The following is a 17,763-nucleotide window of genomic DNA, read 5'->3' as shown; positions in this document are numbered from 1 at the left end:
CGCAGAACCGGTGTTTCGGCGCGGGCTGGATCGCGGGGGCGGTCAGGCCTCCAGGGCGAAGGGCTTCGGGTCGCGCGGGGCGCGGGAGCCCCATGCCAGGGTCGCGAGGCCGACCGCGAGCACGGCGAGCCCCGCGACGGCGAGCACGCTCAGCTGCTCGCCGAGCACCGCGACGCCCAGGATGCTGGCGGTCAGCGGCTCGCCGAGGGTCAGCGTCGCCGCGGTCGCCGCGGTCAGCCCGTTCAGCCCCCACGTGAACAGCACGTAGGCGAGGGAGATCGTCGCGAGGCCGAGCCATACGGCCATCACGACGCCCGCGGGCTCCGCGAGCCACGAGAGGTCGACGAAGGGCAGCACACCGGCCGAGAGCACCGCCGAGCCCGCTCCCATGGCACCCACCACCGTGAACGGGTCCCAGCCGTCGTCGAGGAGCCGACGCTGAGCGTTGGCGATGATCGCGAAGGTCGCACCCGCGCCCACCGAGCCGAGGAACCCGAGCGGGTCGGTGCCGCCGGCTCCCGCGGCATCCGTCCCGCCGCCCACGCCGATCAGCGCGACGCCGGCGGTGGCGAGCGCGGTGGCGAGCAGCCAGGCGCCGCTCGGGCGCCGGCGCGTCAGCGACCACTCGAGCACGCCGGCGAGGATCGGAGCGGAGCCGAGCGCGATGACCGTGCCGACCGCGACGCCGTTGCGCGCCGTGCCCAGGAAGAACAGCGGCTGGTACAGCGCGAGGCACACCCCCGTGAGTGCGAGAAGGACCAGCGGCGCGGCGGTGAGGCGGGGCCGCGGCGCGAGGGCGCCACGGCGGTGCGCGCGGCGGGCGAGCACGAAGGCGATGACAGCCAGCCCCGTGCCGCCGACGACGAGGCGCATGGCCCCGACCGAGAGGGGCGTCGTTCCCTCGGGGCCGAGCGCCTGCGACGTGCCGGTGGTGCCGAACAGCAGGGCGGCCGCGAGGACGGCGAGGGCGGAGATCACCCTCCAGTTCTAGCGCCTTCCCCGCCCGCCGGCCTGCGGGGCCGCGGGGGCGCCCCGGTAGGCTGGGGGAGTGACTGTGCGGCTCTACGACACCAAGGCGCAGGCCCTGCGCGAGTTCGTGCCGCTCACGGCCGACGCGGTCTCGCTGTACGTCTGCGGACCGACGGTGCAGTCGGGCCCGCACATCGGGCACCTGCGGGGCGCCCTGAGCTTCGACATCCTGCGGCGCTGGCTGGAACATCGGTTCGGCCGCGTGGTCTTCGTGCGCAATGTCACCGACATCGACGACAAGGTGCTGCAGAACGCCTCGCCGAGCGAACCGTGGTGGGCTCTGGCGTACCGCATGGAGCGGGAGTTCACCGCCGCGTATTCCGCCATCGGCATCCTGCCCCCCACCTACGAGCCCCGCGCGACGGCTTCGATCCCGCAGATGCAGCAGCTGATCACGCGTCTCATCGACTCCGGTCACGCCTACCCCGACCCCGCCTCATCGGGAGACGTCTACTTCGACGTGCGCTCGTGGCGCGAGTACGGAACGCTCACCCGTCAGTCGCCCGACGCGATGGAGGCGAGCGAGGACGCCGACCCGCGCGGCAAGCGCGACCCGCGCGACTTCGCCCTCTGGAAGGGCGCCAAGGCCGACGAGGACCCCTCCGCGACGTGGGACTCGCCGTGGGGCCCGGGTCGCCCCGGCTGGCACATCGAGTGCTCGGCCATGTCGCGCCGCTATCTCGGTCCGGAGTTCGACATCCACGGCGGCGGACTCGATCTGCGCTTCCCCCACCACGAGAACGAGCTCGCCCAGTCGCGGGCCGCCGGGGACGCCTTCGCCCGGTACTGGGTGCACAACGGACTCGTGACCGTCGACGGGCAGAAGATGTCCAAGTCGATCGGCAACGTCGTGCTCGCCGCCGATGTGCTGGGTGCCAGGGATCCGCTCGCGGTGCGGTACGCGCTCGCCGCGGCGCACTATCGGTCGAACCTCGATGTCTCGGACCGCGCCCTCGATGAGGCCGAGGCGGCCCTCTCCCGCATCGACACGTTCCGCCAGCGCGTGCTGCGGGCCGGCAGCGCCGACCCGGCCGAGCTGAGCCCCGGCATCCTGCCCGAAGGCTTCGCCGCTGCGATGGACGACGACCTCGGCGTGCCGCAGGCGCTCGCCGTGCTGCACGAGACCGTGCGCGAGGGCAACGCCGCGCTCGATCGCGGCGACCGCGACGAGGCCGTGGCGGCGGCGCGGTCGGTCGCGGCGATGCTGGAGGTGCTGGGACTTGCGCGGGCCGGCGAGGCGGCTGCCCCAGGACACGACGGTACGACGAGCGCGCTGGATGCGCTCGTCGGCGAACTGATCACGCAGCGTGCCACCGCACGTGCTGCGAAGGACTGGGCGGCGGCCGACCGAATCCGCGACGCGATCGCGGCGGCCGGCATCGCCCTCGAGGACGGTCCCGACGGGACCCATTGGAGCATCGATCATGGCTAAGCCAGGACGCCCCGGCGCGAGCAAGGGCAAGAAGAAGGGCCCCGTCAAGGGCACCGGGGGCCATGGGCGCAAGGCGCTCGAGGGCAAGGGACCGACCCCGAAGGCGGAGGACCGCGGCTGGCACGTCGCGGGCAAGCGGAAGGCGGCCGCCGAGCGGTACGCGGCCGCCGGCGGCAAAGGCAAGCCCGCCGCGCGTCCGGGCGTGCGCGCGCCGCGGCCGAAGAAGGATGACGAGACCGAGGTCGTCACGGGGCGCAACTCGGTGCTGGAGGCGCTGCGCGCGAAGATCCCCGCGACCGCGCTCTACATCGCCCAGCGCGTGGAGATGGATGACCGCGTCAAGGAGATGCTCGCCATCGCGACGCACCGCGACATCCCCGTCCTCGAGGTCACGCGCCCCGAGCTCGACCGCATGGCCGGTTTCGACGGCGTGCACCAGGGCGTCGCCGTCAAGGTTCCGCCCTACGAGTACGCGCACCCCCAGGACCTGCTCGAGCAGATCATCGGCCGCGGCGAGACGCCGCTGCTGGTGGCACTCGACGGCGTGACCGACCCGCGCAACCTCGGCGCGATCATCCGCTCGACGGGAGCGTTCGGCGGTCATGGCGTGTTGCTGCCTCAGCGGCGCTCGGCGGGCGTCAACGCGGCCGCGTGGAAGACGAGCGCCGGTGCCGCGGCGCGCGTGCCGGTGGCGCTCGCGCCGAACCTCACCACGACGCTCAAGGAGATGAAGAAGCAGGGTGTCTTCGTGCTGGGCCTGGACGGCGGGGGAGATGTCGCGCTGCCCTCGCTCTCGCTCGCGGATCGCCCCGTCGTGATCGTCGTCGGCTCCGAGGGCAAGGGCCTGTCGCGCCTGGTCACAGAGACGTGCGATCAGATCGTCTCGATCCCGATCTCCGCCGCGACGGAATCGCTCAACGCCGGGATCGCGGCATCCGTGGCGCTCTACCAGGTCTCGACCCTGCGCGGCGCCGGCGCCTGATCGCGGGAATGCCGTCGGGCCGCCGCGACTTGAACATGGTGACCCGCGCACATGCGCTCTGCCGAAAGGACAAGACATGCCCCGTATCGCCGTCATCGGAGGCACCGGCTACGCCGGAAGCCACATCGTTCAGGAGGCCGCCCGGCGCGGCCACACCGCCGTCTCTGTGGCGCGCACCGTGGCCGCCGACCGGGTCGATCACGTCACGTACGTCGAGGGATCGCTCCTCGACGTGCCCGGGCTGATCGCCGAGCTCGAGGGCGTGGATGTCGTGGTCGTCTCCGTGCCCGGCCGCGGCGACATGCTCGGCAAGGTGCGTCCCGCCGTCGCCGAGCTCGTGCGCGAGCTGCCCGCCGACGTCCGCCTCGGCGTCGTGGGAGGCGCCGGCGGAAGCCTCGTGGCTCCCGATGGCCCGCGGCTGGTCGACACCCCCGGCTTCGTCGAGGAGTACAAGCCCGAGTCGCTCGAGGCGATCGGCGTGCTCGAGGATCTCCAGGCCGATGACACGGGCCGCGACTGGTTCTACATCCACCCCGCGGGCGGCTTCGGCGCCTGGAACCCGGGCGAGCGCACCGGGTCCTACCGCGACGGCGGCGATGTGCTCGTCGTCGACGAGAAAAGCGGGGAATCCTTCATCTCCGGCGCCGACTTCGCCGTCGCGATCCTCGACGAGATCGAGAACCCGAAGCACGTGCGCGAGCGCTTCGCCGTCGGCTACTGAGCACCCGACCCGCGCGCGTGCGGGTCAGACGAGGTCTCGCCAGTCGAGGCTCGCGTCCTCGTCGTCGTCGATGACGGGAGTGGCACCCGTGACGACGGGGATCGCGAGCGTCTCCGTGGGGGGTCCCATGATGGTGGCCTCGTCACGGCGGTGGCGCAGCACGTTCTTGATGTAGGACGTCAGCGCCTCTGCGAGGGGCACGGACTGTCCGCGCTCCTGAGAGAGATACCAGCGGTGCTCGAGCACCTGGTGGAACACCTCTGCCGGCTCCAGCTTGGCGCGCAGGTCGTAGGGGATCGCTTTCACGATCGGCTCGAAGACGCGCGTGAGCCACTCGTGCGCCGCCATCTCCTCGTCGTCGCCGAGGAGCGAGACGCGGGCCCGGAACTCGTCCAGGTCGTTCAGCAGGCGCCGCGCCTGGTTCTCCTCGACGTCGAGGCCGGTCAGGCGGATGAGGCGGCGCTGGTGATGACCGGCGTCGACGACCTTCGGCTGGATCGAGACCCGGTTGCCGTCCGGCGTGGCCTCGATCGACATCTCGCCGATGTCGAAGCCGAGGGCGTTCAGTCGCTGGACGCGCTCCGTGATGCGCCACGCATCGCTCGAGGCGAACGTCTCGCGGTCGGTGAGAGCGGCCCACAGCGAGCGGTAGGACGACACGATGCCGTCGGCGATCTCGAGCGCGTCGACGCCGCCCTCGAGGCGTCCGCCCGCGGCGAGGTCCATGATCTCGCCGGCGATGTTCGTGCGCGCCACGTCGAGGTCGTGCTCGCGCTGACCGCGTGTCAGGCCGCTCTCGTGGAGCTCACCGGTCTCGGCGTCGACGAGATAGGCGGCGAAGGCGCCGGCATCCCGCCGGAACAGGGTGTTCGAGAGCGAGACGTCGCCCCAGAAGAAGCCGACGTTGTGCAGTCGCACGAGCAGCACGGCGAGGGCGTCGACGAGGCGCGTCGCCGTGTCGGGGCGCAGCACCTGCGTGAAGAGGGCGCGGTACGGCAACGAGAACTTCAGGTGCGCCGTGACGAGCGCGGCGGGGAGGGGGTTGCCCTCGGCATCCGTGCGGCCCGCGATGACGGCGACCCGGTCGACGCAGGGTACGTCGAGGCGGTGCAGATTGCCGAGCATCTCGTACTCGCGCCGGGCCATCTCGGCGGTGGTCTCCTTGACGGCCACGACCCGCCCCGAGAGGTTGGCGAATCGGACCAGGTGGCGGGAGATGCCCTTGGGCAGCGAGACGATCGTGCTCGAGGGCCACTCCGCGAGGGGTGTGGACCACGGCAGGGTCAGCAGCCCGGGGTCCACCGCGCTCGCGGTGATGCTCAGTGCGTCGGTCATGGATCCTCCCGGTCCGGCGCCCTCGATTGTGACACAGCGGCGCGGAGCGCGTGGTGGGGGACGGATGCCGCGGCCCGCCGAACGCGCGACGGCGCGGACCCCGAGGGATTCCGCGCCGTCGCGTCGGAGCGGTGTCGATCAGGTCGAGGAGATCGCGCGGTCGGTGAGGCGCTCGCCCGACTCGGCGTCGAACACGTGCACGTGACCGGGGATCGCCGACAGGGTGACCGTCTCGCCCGCGTGCGGGTGGCTACGACCGTCGACTCGCGCCACGAGGTCGGTGCGCGTGCCGTTGATGTCGGCGTGGCCGTAGAGGTAACCGTCGGCACCGAGCTCTTCCACGAGGTCGACGACCACCTTGAGCCCCGCGCCGTCTGCCGGACCGACCTGGATGTCCTCGGGGCGGACGCCCACGGTGACGTCGCTGCCGTGCGCCTTGCCCAGCGTGTCGGCCTCGATCGGGACGACCGAGTTACCGAGCTGTACTCCGCCTTCCGCGAGGTGCGCCGAGAAGAGGTTCATCGCGGGCGAGCCGATGAAGCCGGCTACGAAGACGTTCTTCGGCTTCTCGTAGAGGTCGCGCGGGGTGCCGACCTGCTGCAGGATGCCGTCCTTGAGCACGGCGATGCGGTCGCCCATCGTGAGGGCCTCGGTCTGGTCGTGCGTGACGTAGACGGTGGTGACGCCCAGGCGGCGCTGCAGCGACGCGATCTGGGTGCGCGTCTGCACGCGCAGCTTCGCGTCGAGGTTCGAGAGCGGCTCGTCCATGAGGAACACCTGGGGCTGGCGGACGATCGCGCGGCCCATCGCGACGCGCTGACGCTGACCGCCGGAGAGGGCCTTCGGCTTGCGCGTGAGGTACTGCTCGAGGTCGAGGAGCTTGGCGGCCTCGAGCACGCGAGCGGCGCGCTCCTCCTTGCCGACGCCGGCGATCTTCAGGGCGAAGCCCATGTTCTCGGCGACGGTCATGTGGGGGTAGAGAGCGTAGTTCTGGAACACCATCGCGATGTCGCGGTCCTTCGGCGGGACGTCCGTGACGTCGCGGTCGCCGATGAGGATGCGGCCCGAGTTGACCTCTTCGAGGCCGGCGAGCATGCGCAGCGACGTGGACTTTCCGCAGCCGGAAGGGCCGACGAGAACGAGGAATTCGCCATCGGCGATCTCGAGGTTGAGCTTGTCGACGGCGGGGCGCGTGCCCCCCGGGTACAGGCGCGTGGCGTTATCGAATGTGACAGACGACATGGACGTCTTCTCCTTCACCGGCAGGTACGTGCCGGACGATCCGTTGTGAATGGAGGCGCGGGGGTCAGCCGAGCCGGACCCGCCATCGGGTCCTCCGGCAAGTATGTCACAGGCGTCCGGGGTCGCAGAGGGCGCGGATGCCTCTTCGTCTGGGTTTTTCCCAGCCTGTCTGGTTAGCATCGATCCCGGATGCCGCCCCACGAGTGCGGCCCATCGCCCGGGGAATCGACCCGCCGGCCCGGGCGCCGCAGCCAGTCAAGAGGTTCGATGTCCAGCGACCAGACGCCCCAGCCCCCCGCGCGTCGCGACCGCCGTGAGGCGGTGCGCGAGAAGGCCGTCGCCGTTCAGGCGAAGCAGCGCCGCAGTCGTGTCGTGCGCACCGGAATCGCCGCCGCGCTCGTGGGCGGCCTCGTCGTCGCGGGCGGAGTCGCCGTCGCGTGGACGGTGGCCTCCGACAACTCGCGCAAGGACCTCACCCCCTCCGGGATGAACGACGACGCGATCGTTATCGACACGATCCCGCCGAGCGTGATGGCCTCGTTCAGCGGATCCGGAACGCAGCCCGCCGCCGAGGGGACGACGCAGATGGGCGTCGAGAGCCCCGCGCCGGCGCCGGAGTCGACCCCGGAGCCCACGGCGACGCAGGAGCGGCTCGCCGTCGACATCTACGTGGACTACCTTTCCGAGGCATCCGCGGACTTCCAGCTCGCGAACGCGCGTCAGCTGTCGGAGTGGGTCTCGCAGGGTGCCGCGACGATCTCGTACCACCCCGTGGCACTGCTGACCTCGAAGTCCAACGGCACGAAGTACTCGCTGCGCGCGGCGGCGGCCGCCGCGTGCGTGGCCACCTACTCGCCGGAGTCGTTCTTCTCCTTCAACCACGAGCTTCTCGTCGCTCAGCCCGAGATCGATACGGACGGCCACAGCGACGCCGAGCTGGCGGACCTCGCGCAGGCAGTCGGATCGGAGAACGTGAAGGTCGTGCGCGGCTGCATCGAGGGCGGCGACTTCACCTCCTGGGTGCAGCAGGCCACGGCGCGCGCCCTGGCGAAGCCGCTCGGTGAGACCAAGGCGCCGCTGTCGGGACCCGCGGTTCTGGTCAACGGAAGCGCCTACGCGGGCGACGTGTCGAACCAGAAGGAGTTCGCGCAGTTCGTGCTGACCCTCGCGAGCGACGCCTACTACTCGACGCCCACCCCCACCCCGACGCCCGGCGCGACCACGACGCCGTCGCCCGCGCCGGCGCAATAGCAGCGACTTCGTGGACCGGGTCGAGGGACGCCCTAGACTCGAGGACCGAAGGATGCCGCACGGCGGCGCCCGCCGGCTTGGCGCAATTGGTAGCGCACCTAACTTGTAATTAGGGGGTTACGGGTTCGAGTCCCGTAGCCGGCTCAGGAGGACGAAGCGTCGACGGGTGGGTGCTGACGATCGCCGCGCGCCCCGCACGGGGCTGTGACGTCGCCGCGTCACGTGCCCGCGCTCTCGGGCGCGGTTGCGGTGTGCTACCGGCTCGGCATCCGCGAGAGGAAGCGCTCCGGATCGATGCGCCGCGGGTGGCCCTCTCTCGACCGGGGAGGCTTGCCGCCGACGTACAGCCACCCGAGAAGCAGCTCGTTCTTCTTCAGCCCGTGCGCCTTCTTGATGGCCTTGGACCGGGTGTAGCCGCCGGTGCGCCAGATGACGCCCCATCCGGCCTCGTCGAGCAGAAGGCTCAACATGTGGGCGACGCCGGACGCGACGGCCTCCTGCTCCCATTCGGGCACCTTGTGCTTCGGGCGGATGCTCGCGACGACCGCGATCAGCAGGGGAGCGCGGAGGGGCTTGGACGAGGCCCCCTTCTCGCCCTCCGCCTTGTTGATCGCGCGTCCCAGCACGAGGCGGTCGTCGCCGCGCAGCTCGATCAGCCGCCACGGGGTCAGCCCGGAGTGATCGGCAACGCGCCCGGCCGCGGCGACGAGCGAGAGCAGCTCGTCGTGGCCCGGCGCGTCGTCGGTCACCTTCGAGAAGGACCGGCGGCTCAGAGCCGCCTCGCGCGCGCTCACTTCTCGGGGGCGAATCCGAGCGCGAGGGAGTTCATGCAGTAACGGTCGCCCGTGGGGGTGCCGAAGCCGTCGGGGAAGACGTGCCCCAGGTGCGAGCCGCACGCCGCGCAACGCACCTCGGTACGCACCATGCCGTGGCTGGTGTCCTCGATCAGCTCCACGGCGTCGGGGCGGATCGACTCGTAGAAGCTCGGCCAGCCGCAGCCGGAGTCGAACTTCGTTCCGCTCTGGAAGAGCTCGACGCCGCACGCGGCGCACGTGTAGAGCCCAGCGCGGTGCTCGTCGAGCAGTTCGCCGGTCCAGGGGCGCTCGGTGGCGGCCTCCCGCAGCACGGCGTAACGGTCGGCGCTCAGTTCCTCGCGCCACTGGTCGTCGGTCTTGTCGACGCTGTACGACATTGGTCCTCCTCGGGTAGATCCCCTCTATTCAACCGCGGTTGGGCGGCGTGCGGGCGCGTCCGCGGTTGAATGGCGTTATGGACGACGCGGCAGCGGTCATCGAGCGGTACGCGCGGTTCGCCGATGACGAGGCGCGCGGGCGTTCGGACGTGTACGAGGACTGGGCGCGCGGGATCGCGCAGGACCCGGAGACGGCGGCCCTGCTGGCCCGCATACCGGCCACCCGTCGCCAGCCACCCCTCGTCTTCGCCGTCGCGCGCATGCAGGGCGCGCCGGTGGGGCCGTGGGTGGGGCTCCGGCGGTGGCTGCGCGAGCATGGCGATCGGCTCGTGGCCGAGGCATCCGCCCTCTCGTTGCAGACGAACGAGCCGCTGCGCTGCGCGCCGCTGGTCGCGGCGCTCTCGCTCGTGCCGGGGCCGGTCGCGCTCGTCGAGCTGGGCGCCTCTGCGGGGCTGTGCCTGTATCCGGACAGGTACTCCTACCGCTTCTGGGGCACGCGCGACGTGCGGCTCGATCCGGTCGAAGGGTCGGCCGCAGTCGTGCTCGCGTCCGAGATGCGCGGTGCGGGCGGCGGGGAGCTCACGCTGCCGCGCGTGCTCACCCGCGTGGGCGTGGACCTCGCGCCTCTCGACGCGCGGGATGCCGCCGATCGCGCCTTCCTCGAGGCGCTCGTCTGGCCGGGGGAGGACGGGCGCGCCGAGCGCATCGCCGCCGCGCTGGATGTCGCGGCTGCCGACCCGCCGCGTATGATCGTCGGCGACGCCGCCGACCCGGCGACCCTCGACGATGCGATCGCCGATGCGCGCCGCGCGGCGCCCGACGCGAGCATCGTCGTCACGACCCCCGGGCTCCTTCCGCACGTGCCGCGCGCCGGGAGGGAGCGGCTCCGGCGGGCGTTGACCGAGCGGGACGTGCGCTGGGTGTCGATCCATCCGGCCGGCATGTCGGGCGCGCCGCAGGCGTCGACGGGCGCCGCGGCATCGGGCTTCCACCTGACGCTCGACGGGCAGGTGGTTGCGGAGTGCGACCCGCTCGGGGCGTGGCTGGAGTGGCGCGCGTCCTGACGGCGGATCCCGGCGTACCGTGAAGGCATGGCTGAAGAGCTGACAGATCAGCAGCGCGCGATCCTCGACTTCGAGGCCGACTGGCGCCGCCACGCGGGCGCGAAGGAGGAGGCGATCCGCAGCCAGCTCGGTCTGACGCCCGCCCGGTACTACCAGCTGCTCGGACGCCTGATCGACACCGCCGAGGCCCTCGCCCACGATCCGCTGCTCGTCGGCCGGCTCCGCCGCATCCACGATCGGCGCGCGGCGGAGCGCGCCGCCCGCGAGCGGGCCGTCACCCGCTGACCGTCACCCGTTGGCCGTCACCCGCTGACCGTCACCCGCTGACCGCTTCCGCCTGCCCGTGACGGGACTCGCGGGCGCCCCCCCCGGTAGCATGCTCTGGTGTCCCCGTCCCCTGCCGACCGTTTCGACGACATCCCGCCCTCCCGCGGACGCGTCGGTGCGCACCGGGCCGAGAACCCGCGCTTCGGCGGCCCCGGCCTGTTCCTCTGGGCGGCCGTCGCGACGGTCGTCCTGATCGGCGCCGGCATCTTCGCCTCGCTCGTCGCGCAGGGGCGCATCGTCCTGTTCCCCGAGCCCGCGCCGACCGCGGCGCCGGTCGACACCGTCGCGCCCGTCGTCGACACCTCGTACACGGTGCTCGTGCTCAACGGCACGCCGGAGGCCGGCCTCGCGACCCGGGTGAAGGATGAGCTCGTCGCCCAGGGCTGGCCCGAATCGGGGGTGCTCGCGAGCAACGCCGGGGACCGGGAGTTCCCCACCACGACCGTCTACTACGCGGCGGCGGAGGCCGAGGCCGCCGCACGCGGTCTCGCCGGCATCCTGGGGGCCGCCGACGTCGTGCTCGACCCCGAGTATCCGCTTCCGGGAACGCCCGCGACGCAGCTGACGGTGATCGTCGGAACCGACCGCACGGCGGCCGCCGAGAGCGACGACGGCACCGAGATCGAGGACGGCACCGAGATCCAGGACGGCACCGAGGGCGGCTCGGACACCGCACCGTAGAGCGCCTCCGCGCGCGCCGTGGCAGCGGCGTGTTTCCGTCCGATTAAGAGTTCGCGGCCCCTGTGTCAACAGTTGCCCGAGCGCCGGATCCGCGTCGTTCCGCGTGGTTAGCATGGCTGTGTCTCACCCCGCAGTAACAGGAGCGCACGCATGGCCCAGGGCACCGTCAAGTGGTTCAACGCCGAGAAGGGGTACGGGTTCATCACCGTCGCCGAGGGTGGACAGGACGTCTTCGTCCACTACTCCAACATCGACATGACCGGATTCCGGGTGCTCGAAGAGGGGCAGCAGGTGGAGTTCACCGTCGGCGCCGGGCAGAAGGGCCCGCAGGCCGAGTCGGTGCGGGTCGTCTGACCCGACGCCCGCGGCCCTCGCCGCGTGCGTCGTGTCGCCACGGCGGCGCGCTGCACCGGCCATAGTCTGTCGCGCATGACGATCGCCGCGCGCCGCCGCGCCCGCCTCGGGGCCGCCGTGCTCGCGATGGCCGCAATGGCGCTCGCCGGATGCGCCGCGTCCTCCGACGCTGCGCCCGTTCCCATCGCGACGACGGTGCCGCCGGCGCCGACTCCCACCGCAACGGTCGAGCCGGCGCCTGAGGCGCCGCAGACGGTCCCGCATCCGCTGCGCGGCACCCCGGTGCCCGCGGGCGGCGTCGCGGGCCCCGCCCTCTCGGCGAAGATCGACAACCACCCCGCGGCGCGGCCCCAGGTGGGGCTGGAGCGCGCCGACGTCGTCTTCGAGGAGCTCGTCGAGGGTGGTCTCACCCGCTACGTTGCGGTGTGGTCCTCCGACATCCCCGACGAGATCGGCCCGGTCCGCAGCATCCGTCCCATGGATCCCGACATCGTCGAGCCGCTCGGTGGCGTCATCGCCTACTCGGGCGGGCAGCAGCGGTTCGTCGACATGATGCTCGCGACCTCGGTGCACAACGCCATCCACGGTGGCGCCGACGATCGCTTCATGCATCGCACGAGCGGAAAGGCCGCACCCCACAACGTCATCGTCAGCGCGCGCGAGCTGGTGCAGGCCTATGCGCAGATCCCGGCGCCGGCGCCGCAGTTCGCCTTCACCTCGATGCCCCTCGCCGCGTCGGCGGCGGCCTACGGGCGTTCCTCGGCCGGGTTCGACCTGTCGTTCTCGCCGCGCCAGAGCAGGCAGTGGCAGTGGGATGCCGGCAGCGGTCGCTACCTGCGCGGCCAGAACGAGGCCACCGACACCGACTCCTCCGGCGCGCCGCTGTCGGCGACGAACGTGGTCGTGGTCGCGGTCGACATCGACTGGGCGTACGGAGAAATCCCGCGCACCGTCATGATCGGCTCGGGCGCCGCGTGGATCGCCACGGGCGGCAAGGTGCTGGAGGCGACGTGGACGAAGCCCTCCCGCGAGGCGCCCATCCAGCTGACCAACGCCCACGGCGTCGCCATCCACCTCGCGCCCGGTGCGACGTGGGTCGAGCTCGTGCCGACCGGGTCGGGCGGTTCGGTGTCGGTGCGCTGAGCGGCGCGGCATCCGGTCGCCCGCCGTCATGCGGCTTGCACTCTCCCGGGGCGAGTGCCAGAATGTGATTAGCACTCCCATTGTCGGAGTGCTAAACCCAAACCTACGTCCGGGAGGGACGACACACACATGGCAAAGATCATCGCTTTCGACGAAGAGGCCCGTCGCGGCCTCGAGCGCGGCCTGAACATCCTCGCCGACGCCGTCAAGGTGACGCTCGGCCCGCGCGGTCGCAACGTCGTGCTCGAGAAGAAGTGGGGCGCCCCCACCATCACGAACGACGGCGTGTCGATCGCCAAGGAGATCGAGCTCGACGACCCCTACGAGAAGATCGGCGCCGAGCTGGTCAAGGAGGTCGCCAAGAAGACCGACGACGTCGCGGGTGACGGCACCACCACCGCCACCGTTCTCGCCCAGGCTCTCGTGCGCGAAGGCCTGCGCAACGTCGCGGCCGGCGCCGACCCCATCTCGCTCAAGCGCGGCATCGAGAAGGCCGTCAAGGCCATCACCGACCAGCTGCTCGAGGGCGCCAAGGAGGTCGAGTCCAAGGAGCAGATCGCGGCGACCGCCTCGATCTCGGCCGCTGACCCGACGATCGGCGAGCTCATCGCCGAGGCGATCGACAAGGTCGGCAAGGAAGGCGTCGTCACGGTCGAGGAGTCGAACACGTTCGGCACCGAGCTCGAGCTGACCGAGGGCATGCGGTTCGACAAGGGCTACATCAACCCCTACTTCGTCACCGACCCCGAGCGTCAGGAAGCGGTCTTCGAGGAGCCCTACATCCTCATCGCGAACCAGAAGATCTCGAACATCAAGGATCTTCTCCCGATCGTCGACAAGGTGATCCAGGAGGGCAAGGAGCTCCTCATCATCGCCGAGGACGTCGAGGGCGAAGCTCTCGCGACCCTGGTGCTGAACAAGATCCGCGGCATCTTCAAGTCGGCCGCCGTCAAGGCCCCCGGCTTCGGCGACCGTCGCAAGGCGCAGTTGCAGGACATCGCGATCCTCACGGGTGGCCAGGTCATCACCGAGGAGGTCGGCCTCAAGCTCGAGAACGCCACCCTCGACCTGCTCGGCCGTGCCCGCAAGGTCATCATCACCAAGGACGAGACCACCATCGTCGAGGGTGCCGGCGACTCGTCGCAGATCGAGGGTCGCGTGACCCAGATCCGTCGCGAGATCGAGAACACCGACAGCGACTACGACCGCGAGAAGCTGCAGGAGCGCCTCGCCAAGCTCGCCGGCGGCGTTGCCGTTATCAAGGCGGGCGCGGCCACCGAGGTCGAGCTCAAGGAGCGCAAGCACCGCATCGAGGACGCCGTGCGCAACGCGAAGGCGGCTGTCGAGGAGGGCATCGTCCCCGGTGGTGGCGTCGCGCTCATCCAGGCCGGCAAGATCGCGTTCGAGGGCCTCGAGCTCACGGGCGACGAGGCGACCGGTGCGAACATCGTTCGCGTCGCGATCGAGGCGCCGCTCAAGCAGATCGCGCTCAACGCCGGTCTCGAGCCGGGCGTCGTGGCCAACAAGGTCGCGGAGCTGGAGCCCGGCTTCGGCCTGAACGCCGCGACCGGCGAGTACGGTGACCTGTTCGCGCAGGGAATCATCGACCCGGCCAAGGTGACCCGTTCCGCGCTGCAGAACGCCGCATCGATCGCGGGCCTCTTCCTCACGACCGAGGCCGTCGTCGCCGACAAGCCCGAGAAGGCCGCCGCGTCTCCCGCCGGCGACCCGACGGGTGGCATGGACTTCTGAGTCCCACGCACCACAAGAAGGGCCCCCTCCACGCGGAGGGGGCCCTTCTGCGTGTCCGCGGAGCCGCCGGCTGAGGGCGGTGGGGGAGGCGGCCCCGCGGAGGTCTGCGTCGTCAGCGGAACAGCGCCGCGCTCGTCATCTCGGCCTCGGCGTAGTGCTGCGCGGCGAGGGCGAGCGCGCCGTGGATCGAGGCGAGCGACTGCTCCACGTGCAGCTGCGTCACGCGCCATTCGTCGAGCACGCTCTGGAAGGATGCCGCGGCCTGCCCCGTCCACGACGCCTGCAGCTGCGTGAGCTGCGCGAGCATCGCCTGCGACTCGGCGTGCAGCCGGTCCGCGGTCGCGCGGACCGCGGCGGACTGGGTGAGGACGGCGTCGGAGTCGACGGAGAAGACGGCCATGCGGGCTCCTGGAGGTCGTGGGCGGGTACGGCGCCACGCTATGCGCCCGGCCGCAGCCGTGGGGCGCCGCCCGCGGCATCCGTGGACAACTGGGGCCCGTGCCCGCCCTGGGGAGGAGGGTTGGGCGGCCGTCATTCGCGGAGTGTGGGGAGCGGCTGCGTGTCGAGTTGGAGGAGGATCGGATGCCGTCATTCGCGCAGCGTGGGCAGCGGCTGCGTGTCGAGTGAGAGGTGGCTTCGGCGGCGGTCAGTCGCGGAGCTTGGGCAGTGGCTGCGTGTCGAGGTAAAGCGTCGCTTCGGCGGCGAGCGGCAGGTACACCGTGAAGGTCGCGCCCCCGCCGGGGGTATCACCGACCTCGACGGTGCCGTGCAGCGAGTCGACGATGCCGGCGACGATCGCAAGCCCGAGGCCCGTGCCGCCCGTCTCGCGGGTGCGGGAGCTGTCGGCGCGCCAGAACCGCTCGAAAATGTGCTCACGGATCTGCGGCGGGATTCCCTCGCCGTGGTCGGAGACGGCGATCCAGCCCATGCCGAGCGGCGCGCGGTCGGAGCGGCGCGACGAGTCGGTGCCTACGGTGATCTCGATCGGTGAGTCTTCGGGCGTGAAGCGCCGTGCGTTGCCGAGCAGGTTCGCGACGACCTGGCGGATGCGGTTCTCCTCGCCGAGCACGACGGGCGGGTGGCTGATGGCGGGACCCACGAGCGGCACGTCGAACGACAGCGGGGCGGGGAGGGTGGCGTCGTCGGAGTCGGCGGCGCGCGGGGCTGGCATGGGCTTGGCGGTGCGGCGCAGCAGCGAACGGCGGGCGCCGCCTCCGTTGGCACCACGGCCTGCCACGCCGCGCCGCTTGGGCTGCGGTGTCGTGTCGGTCGTGGGCGCCTCGAGCTGGGCGGATGCGAGGGGCGGCGGCATGGGGGGAGCGGCCGTCAGGTCGGTGACGGTGATCGTGCGCTGCGGAGCCGCGGCGCGCACGTCCATGGCGGCATCCCGCGCGATCGGTCGGAGATCGACCGGCTCGATCGCGATCTCGCGGCGTTCGTCGAGACGGGCGAGGGCGAGCAGGTCCTCGACCATGCCGCCCATGCGGATGGCCTCCTTCTCGATGCGCTGCATCGCCTGCGAGGTGTCGTCGTCGCCGCGGATCGCGCCCATCCGGTACAGCTCGGCGTAGCCGCGCACCGTCACGAGGGGTGTGCGCAGCTCGTGGCTCGCGTCGCCGATGAAGCGCCGCATCTGGCGCACGGTGGCGTCGCGCTGCGACAGCGAGGCATCCACGCGGTCGAGCATGGTGTTGAGGGCGCCCGTGAGCTTGCCCACCTCGGTGCGGGGATCACCGGGGGACAGGCGCTGCGAGAAGTCGCCGGCCGAGATGGAGGTCGCGGCGCGCTCGACCTGCACGAGCGGGCGGAAGGTCTGGGTGACGAGGAAGCGCGTGAGCAGCGCACCCGCGACGACCGTGATGACGCCGAGCACCGTGAAGACGCCGAAGAACACGGCGATCGTGCGGTCGATGGGCGCGAGGGGCAGCGCGACGACCTGCGTGTAGAGCTGACCGCCCAGCTGGATGTCGAGCGCGCGTTCGAGGTCGAGCGTGCCGGCGCTGGCGTGGTAGACCGCGCCGTCCTCCGACGTGAGCGTGAAGGGCGTCGTGCCCTCCGTGATCGTGCGCTCGAGCGGGTACTCCTCGGGCCACACGGGCCCGCCCTGCGCGGGGACGCTGCCCTTGGACTGGCCCGCCGGGTCGTACACGGCGACGTAGTAGTCGACGGCGGCGGCCTCCTCCGTGAGCCGGATCTCGACGATCCCCTCCTCGTCGGCCGTCACCTCGAGCAGGCCCGCGGCGAGGTCGGACTGCGCGCGTGCGACGAGCTGCTCGTCCTGCGCGAGGACGAGGGCGTTGCGGACGAACCCGAGGGTCGCGATGCCCGATGCGAAGAGCCCGACGACGAGGATGGCGACCGTGACGCCCGTGACCTTCGCGCGCAGGCTGATACCGCGCCACCACAGGGTGAGGGCATCGGTCTTCGCCTGGCGGTCCAGCGGGGGCGTCCTACGCGGTCTTGCCGGACTTCAGCATGTAGCCGAAGCCCCGCTTGGTCTGGATGAGCGGCTCGGAGGAGTGCGGGTCGATCTTGCGGCGCAGGTAGGAGATGTAGCTCTCGACGATGCCCGCGTCGCCGTTGAAGTCGTATTCCCAGACGTGGTCGAGGATCTGCGCCTTGCTGAGCACCCGGTTGGGGTTGAGCATGAGGTAGCGGAGCAGCTTGAACTCCGTGGGGCTGAGGTCGATCGTGGCGTCGCCGACCTTCACGTCGTGCGTGTCCTGATCCATCGTCAGCTCGCCGGTGCGGATGACGGCGTCCTCGTCGGCCTGCATCGTGCGGCGCAGGATGGCCTGGATGCGCGCGACGATCTCGTCGAGGCTGAAGGGCTTGGTGACGTAGTCGTCGCCGCCGGCGTTGAGACCCTCGATCTTGTCCTCGGTCTCGTCCTTCGCGGTGAGGAAGAGGATCGGTGCGGTGTAGCCGGCGCTGCGCAGACGCTTCGTGACGCTGAAGCCGTTCATGTCGGGGAGCATGACGTCGAGCACGATGAGGTCGGGTTCCTCCTCGAGCACGGCCGAGATTGTCTGGGCGCCGTTGCTGACGGCCTTGACCTGGAATCCGGCGAATCGCAGGCTCGTGACCAGCAGGTCGCGGATGTTCGGCTCGTCGTCGACGACAAGGATGCGGGGTGCGCTCATCCCCCCATTATCGTGACGGATCCTCTGTGCGCGCAGGATTGCGGTGCGATTGCGCGCGACCGAGCGGATGCGCTACGCCCCGGCGCTCCCGCGCCGCGCCGTGAACGGTCGCGAC

The 17,763-nt window shown here is 71.3% G+C and carries 18 protein-coding genes and 1 tRNA gene; 11 read left to right on the top strand and 8 right to left on the bottom strand.

Going from position 1 to position 17,763, the window contains the following annotated elements:
• Window positions 1–42 precede the first annotated feature (42 nt).
• Complete coding sequence (locus RYJ27_RS10285) at window positions 43–978, bottom strand: DMT family transporter (protein WP_330170218.1); 936 nt, start codon at window positions 976–978, stop codon at window positions 43–45.
• 70 nt (window positions 979–1,048) lie between these two features.
• Between RYJ27_RS10285 and cysS the strand changes: the two genes are divergently transcribed.
• From cysS to RYJ27_RS10270, 3 genes are all read left to right on the top strand, one after another.
• A complete protein-coding gene (gene cysS / locus RYJ27_RS10280; RefSeq protein ID WP_330170217.1) occupies window positions 1,049–2,461 on the top strand; it encodes a cysteine--tRNA ligase in 1,413 nt (470 codons plus the stop codon).
• On the top strand, window positions 2,454–3,443 hold the full coding sequence (rlmB, locus tag RYJ27_RS10275; protein WP_330170216.1) for a 23S rRNA (guanosine(2251)-2'-O)-methyltransferase RlmB: 990 nt from the start codon (window positions 2,454–2,456) through the stop codon (window positions 3,441–3,443). Before cysS ends, rlmB begins: the two co-directional genes overlap by 8 nt.
• 76 nt (window positions 3,444–3,519) lie before the next feature.
• Complete coding sequence (locus tag RYJ27_RS10270; protein WP_330170215.1) at window positions 3,520–4,164, top strand: NAD(P)-dependent oxidoreductase; 645 nt, start codon at window positions 3,520–3,522, stop codon at window positions 4,162–4,164.
• Window positions 4,165–4,188: 24 nt separating this feature from the next.
• Here RYJ27_RS10270 and RYJ27_RS10265 read toward each other — a convergent pair whose 3' ends face one another.
• Window positions 4,189–5,499: a DUF4032 domain-containing protein gene (locus tag RYJ27_RS10265; RefSeq protein ID WP_330170214.1), complete on the bottom strand. Its 1,311-nt coding sequence runs from the start codon at window positions 5,497–5,499 to the stop codon at window positions 4,189–4,191.
• Window positions 5,500–5,637: 138 nt separating this feature from the next.
• Window positions 5,638–6,741 (bottom strand): ABC transporter ATP-binding protein, encoded by a 1,104-nt coding sequence (locus tag RYJ27_RS10260; protein WP_330170213.1) that lies wholly within the window; start codon window positions 6,739–6,741, stop codon window positions 5,638–5,640.
• A gap of 267 nt (window positions 6,742–7,008) precedes the next feature.
• Here RYJ27_RS10260 and RYJ27_RS10255 point away from each other — a divergent pair, with 267 nt between their 5' ends.
• Window positions 7,009–7,992, top strand: coding sequence for a DsbA family protein (locus RYJ27_RS10255; protein ID WP_330170212.1), 984 nt, complete (start codon window positions 7,009–7,011; stop codon window positions 7,990–7,992).
• A gap of 71 nt (window positions 7,993–8,063) precedes the next feature.
• Window positions 8,064–8,136 (top strand) — tRNA-Thr (locus RYJ27_RS10250).
• A 110-nt stretch (window positions 8,137–8,246) separates the two neighbouring features.
• On the opposite strand, the gene RYJ27_RS10245 is transcribed toward RYJ27_RS10250, so the two are convergent.
• Window positions 8,247–8,786 carry a nitroreductase family protein gene (locus RYJ27_RS10245; protein ID WP_330170211.1) on the bottom strand — a complete coding sequence of 180 codons (540 nt, stop codon included), beginning with the start codon at window positions 8,784–8,786 and terminating at the stop codon, window positions 8,247–8,249.
• Window positions 8,783–9,184, bottom strand: coding sequence for a peptide-methionine (R)-S-oxide reductase MsrB (msrB, locus tag RYJ27_RS10240; RefSeq protein WP_330170210.1), 402 nt, complete (start codon window positions 9,182–9,184; stop codon window positions 8,783–8,785). Before msrB ends, RYJ27_RS10245 begins: the two co-directional genes overlap by 4 nt.
• A 77-nt stretch (window positions 9,185–9,261) precedes the next feature.
• On the opposite strand from msrB, the gene RYJ27_RS10235 reads away from it, so the two are divergent.
• From RYJ27_RS10235 to groL, 6 genes are all read left to right on the top strand, one after another.
• Window positions 9,262–10,248 (top strand): DUF2332 domain-containing protein, encoded by a 987-nt coding sequence (locus RYJ27_RS10235; RefSeq protein WP_330170209.1) that lies wholly within the window; start codon window positions 9,262–9,264, stop codon window positions 10,246–10,248.
• A gap of 27 nt (window positions 10,249–10,275) precedes the next feature.
• Window positions 10,276–10,533 (top strand): DUF3263 domain-containing protein, encoded by a 258-nt coding sequence (locus tag RYJ27_RS10230; RefSeq protein ID WP_330170208.1) that lies wholly within the window; start codon window positions 10,276–10,278, stop codon window positions 10,531–10,533.
• 99 nt (window positions 10,534–10,632) lie between these two features.
• The gene (locus tag RYJ27_RS10225) at window positions 10,633–11,256 is read left to right on the top strand and encodes a LytR C-terminal domain-containing protein (protein ID WP_330170207.1); all 624 of its coding nucleotides are present in this window, start codon (window positions 10,633–10,635) and stop codon (window positions 11,254–11,256) included.
• A gap of 150 nt (window positions 11,257–11,406) precedes the next feature.
• The gene (locus RYJ27_RS10220) at window positions 11,407–11,610 is read left to right on the top strand and encodes a cold-shock protein (protein WP_330170206.1); all 204 of its coding nucleotides are present in this window, start codon (window positions 11,407–11,409) and stop codon (window positions 11,608–11,610) included.
• Window positions 11,611–11,685: 75 nt separating this feature from the next.
• Window positions 11,686–12,753, top strand: a complete 1,068-nt coding sequence (locus RYJ27_RS10215) for a DUF3048 domain-containing protein (protein WP_330170205.1) — start codon at window positions 11,686–11,688, stop codon at window positions 12,751–12,753.
• Window positions 12,754–12,882: 129 nt separating this feature from the next.
• A complete protein-coding gene (gene groL / locus RYJ27_RS10210) occupies window positions 12,883–14,505 on the top strand; it encodes a chaperonin GroEL (protein ID WP_330170204.1) in 1,623 nt (540 codons plus the stop codon).
• A gap of 112 nt (window positions 14,506–14,617) precedes the next feature.
• On the opposite strand, the gene RYJ27_RS10205 is transcribed toward groL, so the two are convergent.
• From RYJ27_RS10205 to RYJ27_RS10195, 3 genes are all read right to left on the bottom strand, one after another.
• A complete protein-coding gene (locus RYJ27_RS10205; protein ID WP_330170203.1) occupies window positions 14,618–14,905 on the bottom strand; it encodes a WXG100 family type VII secretion target in 288 nt (95 codons plus the stop codon).
• A 246-nt stretch (window positions 14,906–15,151) separates the two neighbouring features.
• Window positions 15,152–16,729 carry a sensor histidine kinase gene (locus RYJ27_RS10200; RefSeq protein WP_330170202.1) on the bottom strand — a complete coding sequence of 526 codons (1,578 nt, stop codon included), beginning with the start codon at window positions 16,727–16,729 and terminating at the stop codon, window positions 15,152–15,154.
• Between the two features lie 226 nt (window positions 16,730–16,955).
• Window positions 16,956–17,648: a response regulator transcription factor gene (locus RYJ27_RS10195; protein WP_330170201.1), complete on the bottom strand. Its 693-nt coding sequence runs from the start codon at window positions 17,646–17,648 to the stop codon at window positions 16,956–16,958.
• Window positions 17,649–17,763 lie beyond the last annotated feature (115 nt).

This window comes from Microbacterium limosum, from assembly GCF_036324365.1.
GTDB lineage: Bacteria > Actinomycetota > Actinomycetes > Actinomycetales > Microbacteriaceae > Microbacterium > Microbacterium limosum.
Note: the sequence above shows the minus strand (reverse complement) of the source record. Positions and strands in the feature narration are given on the sequence as shown.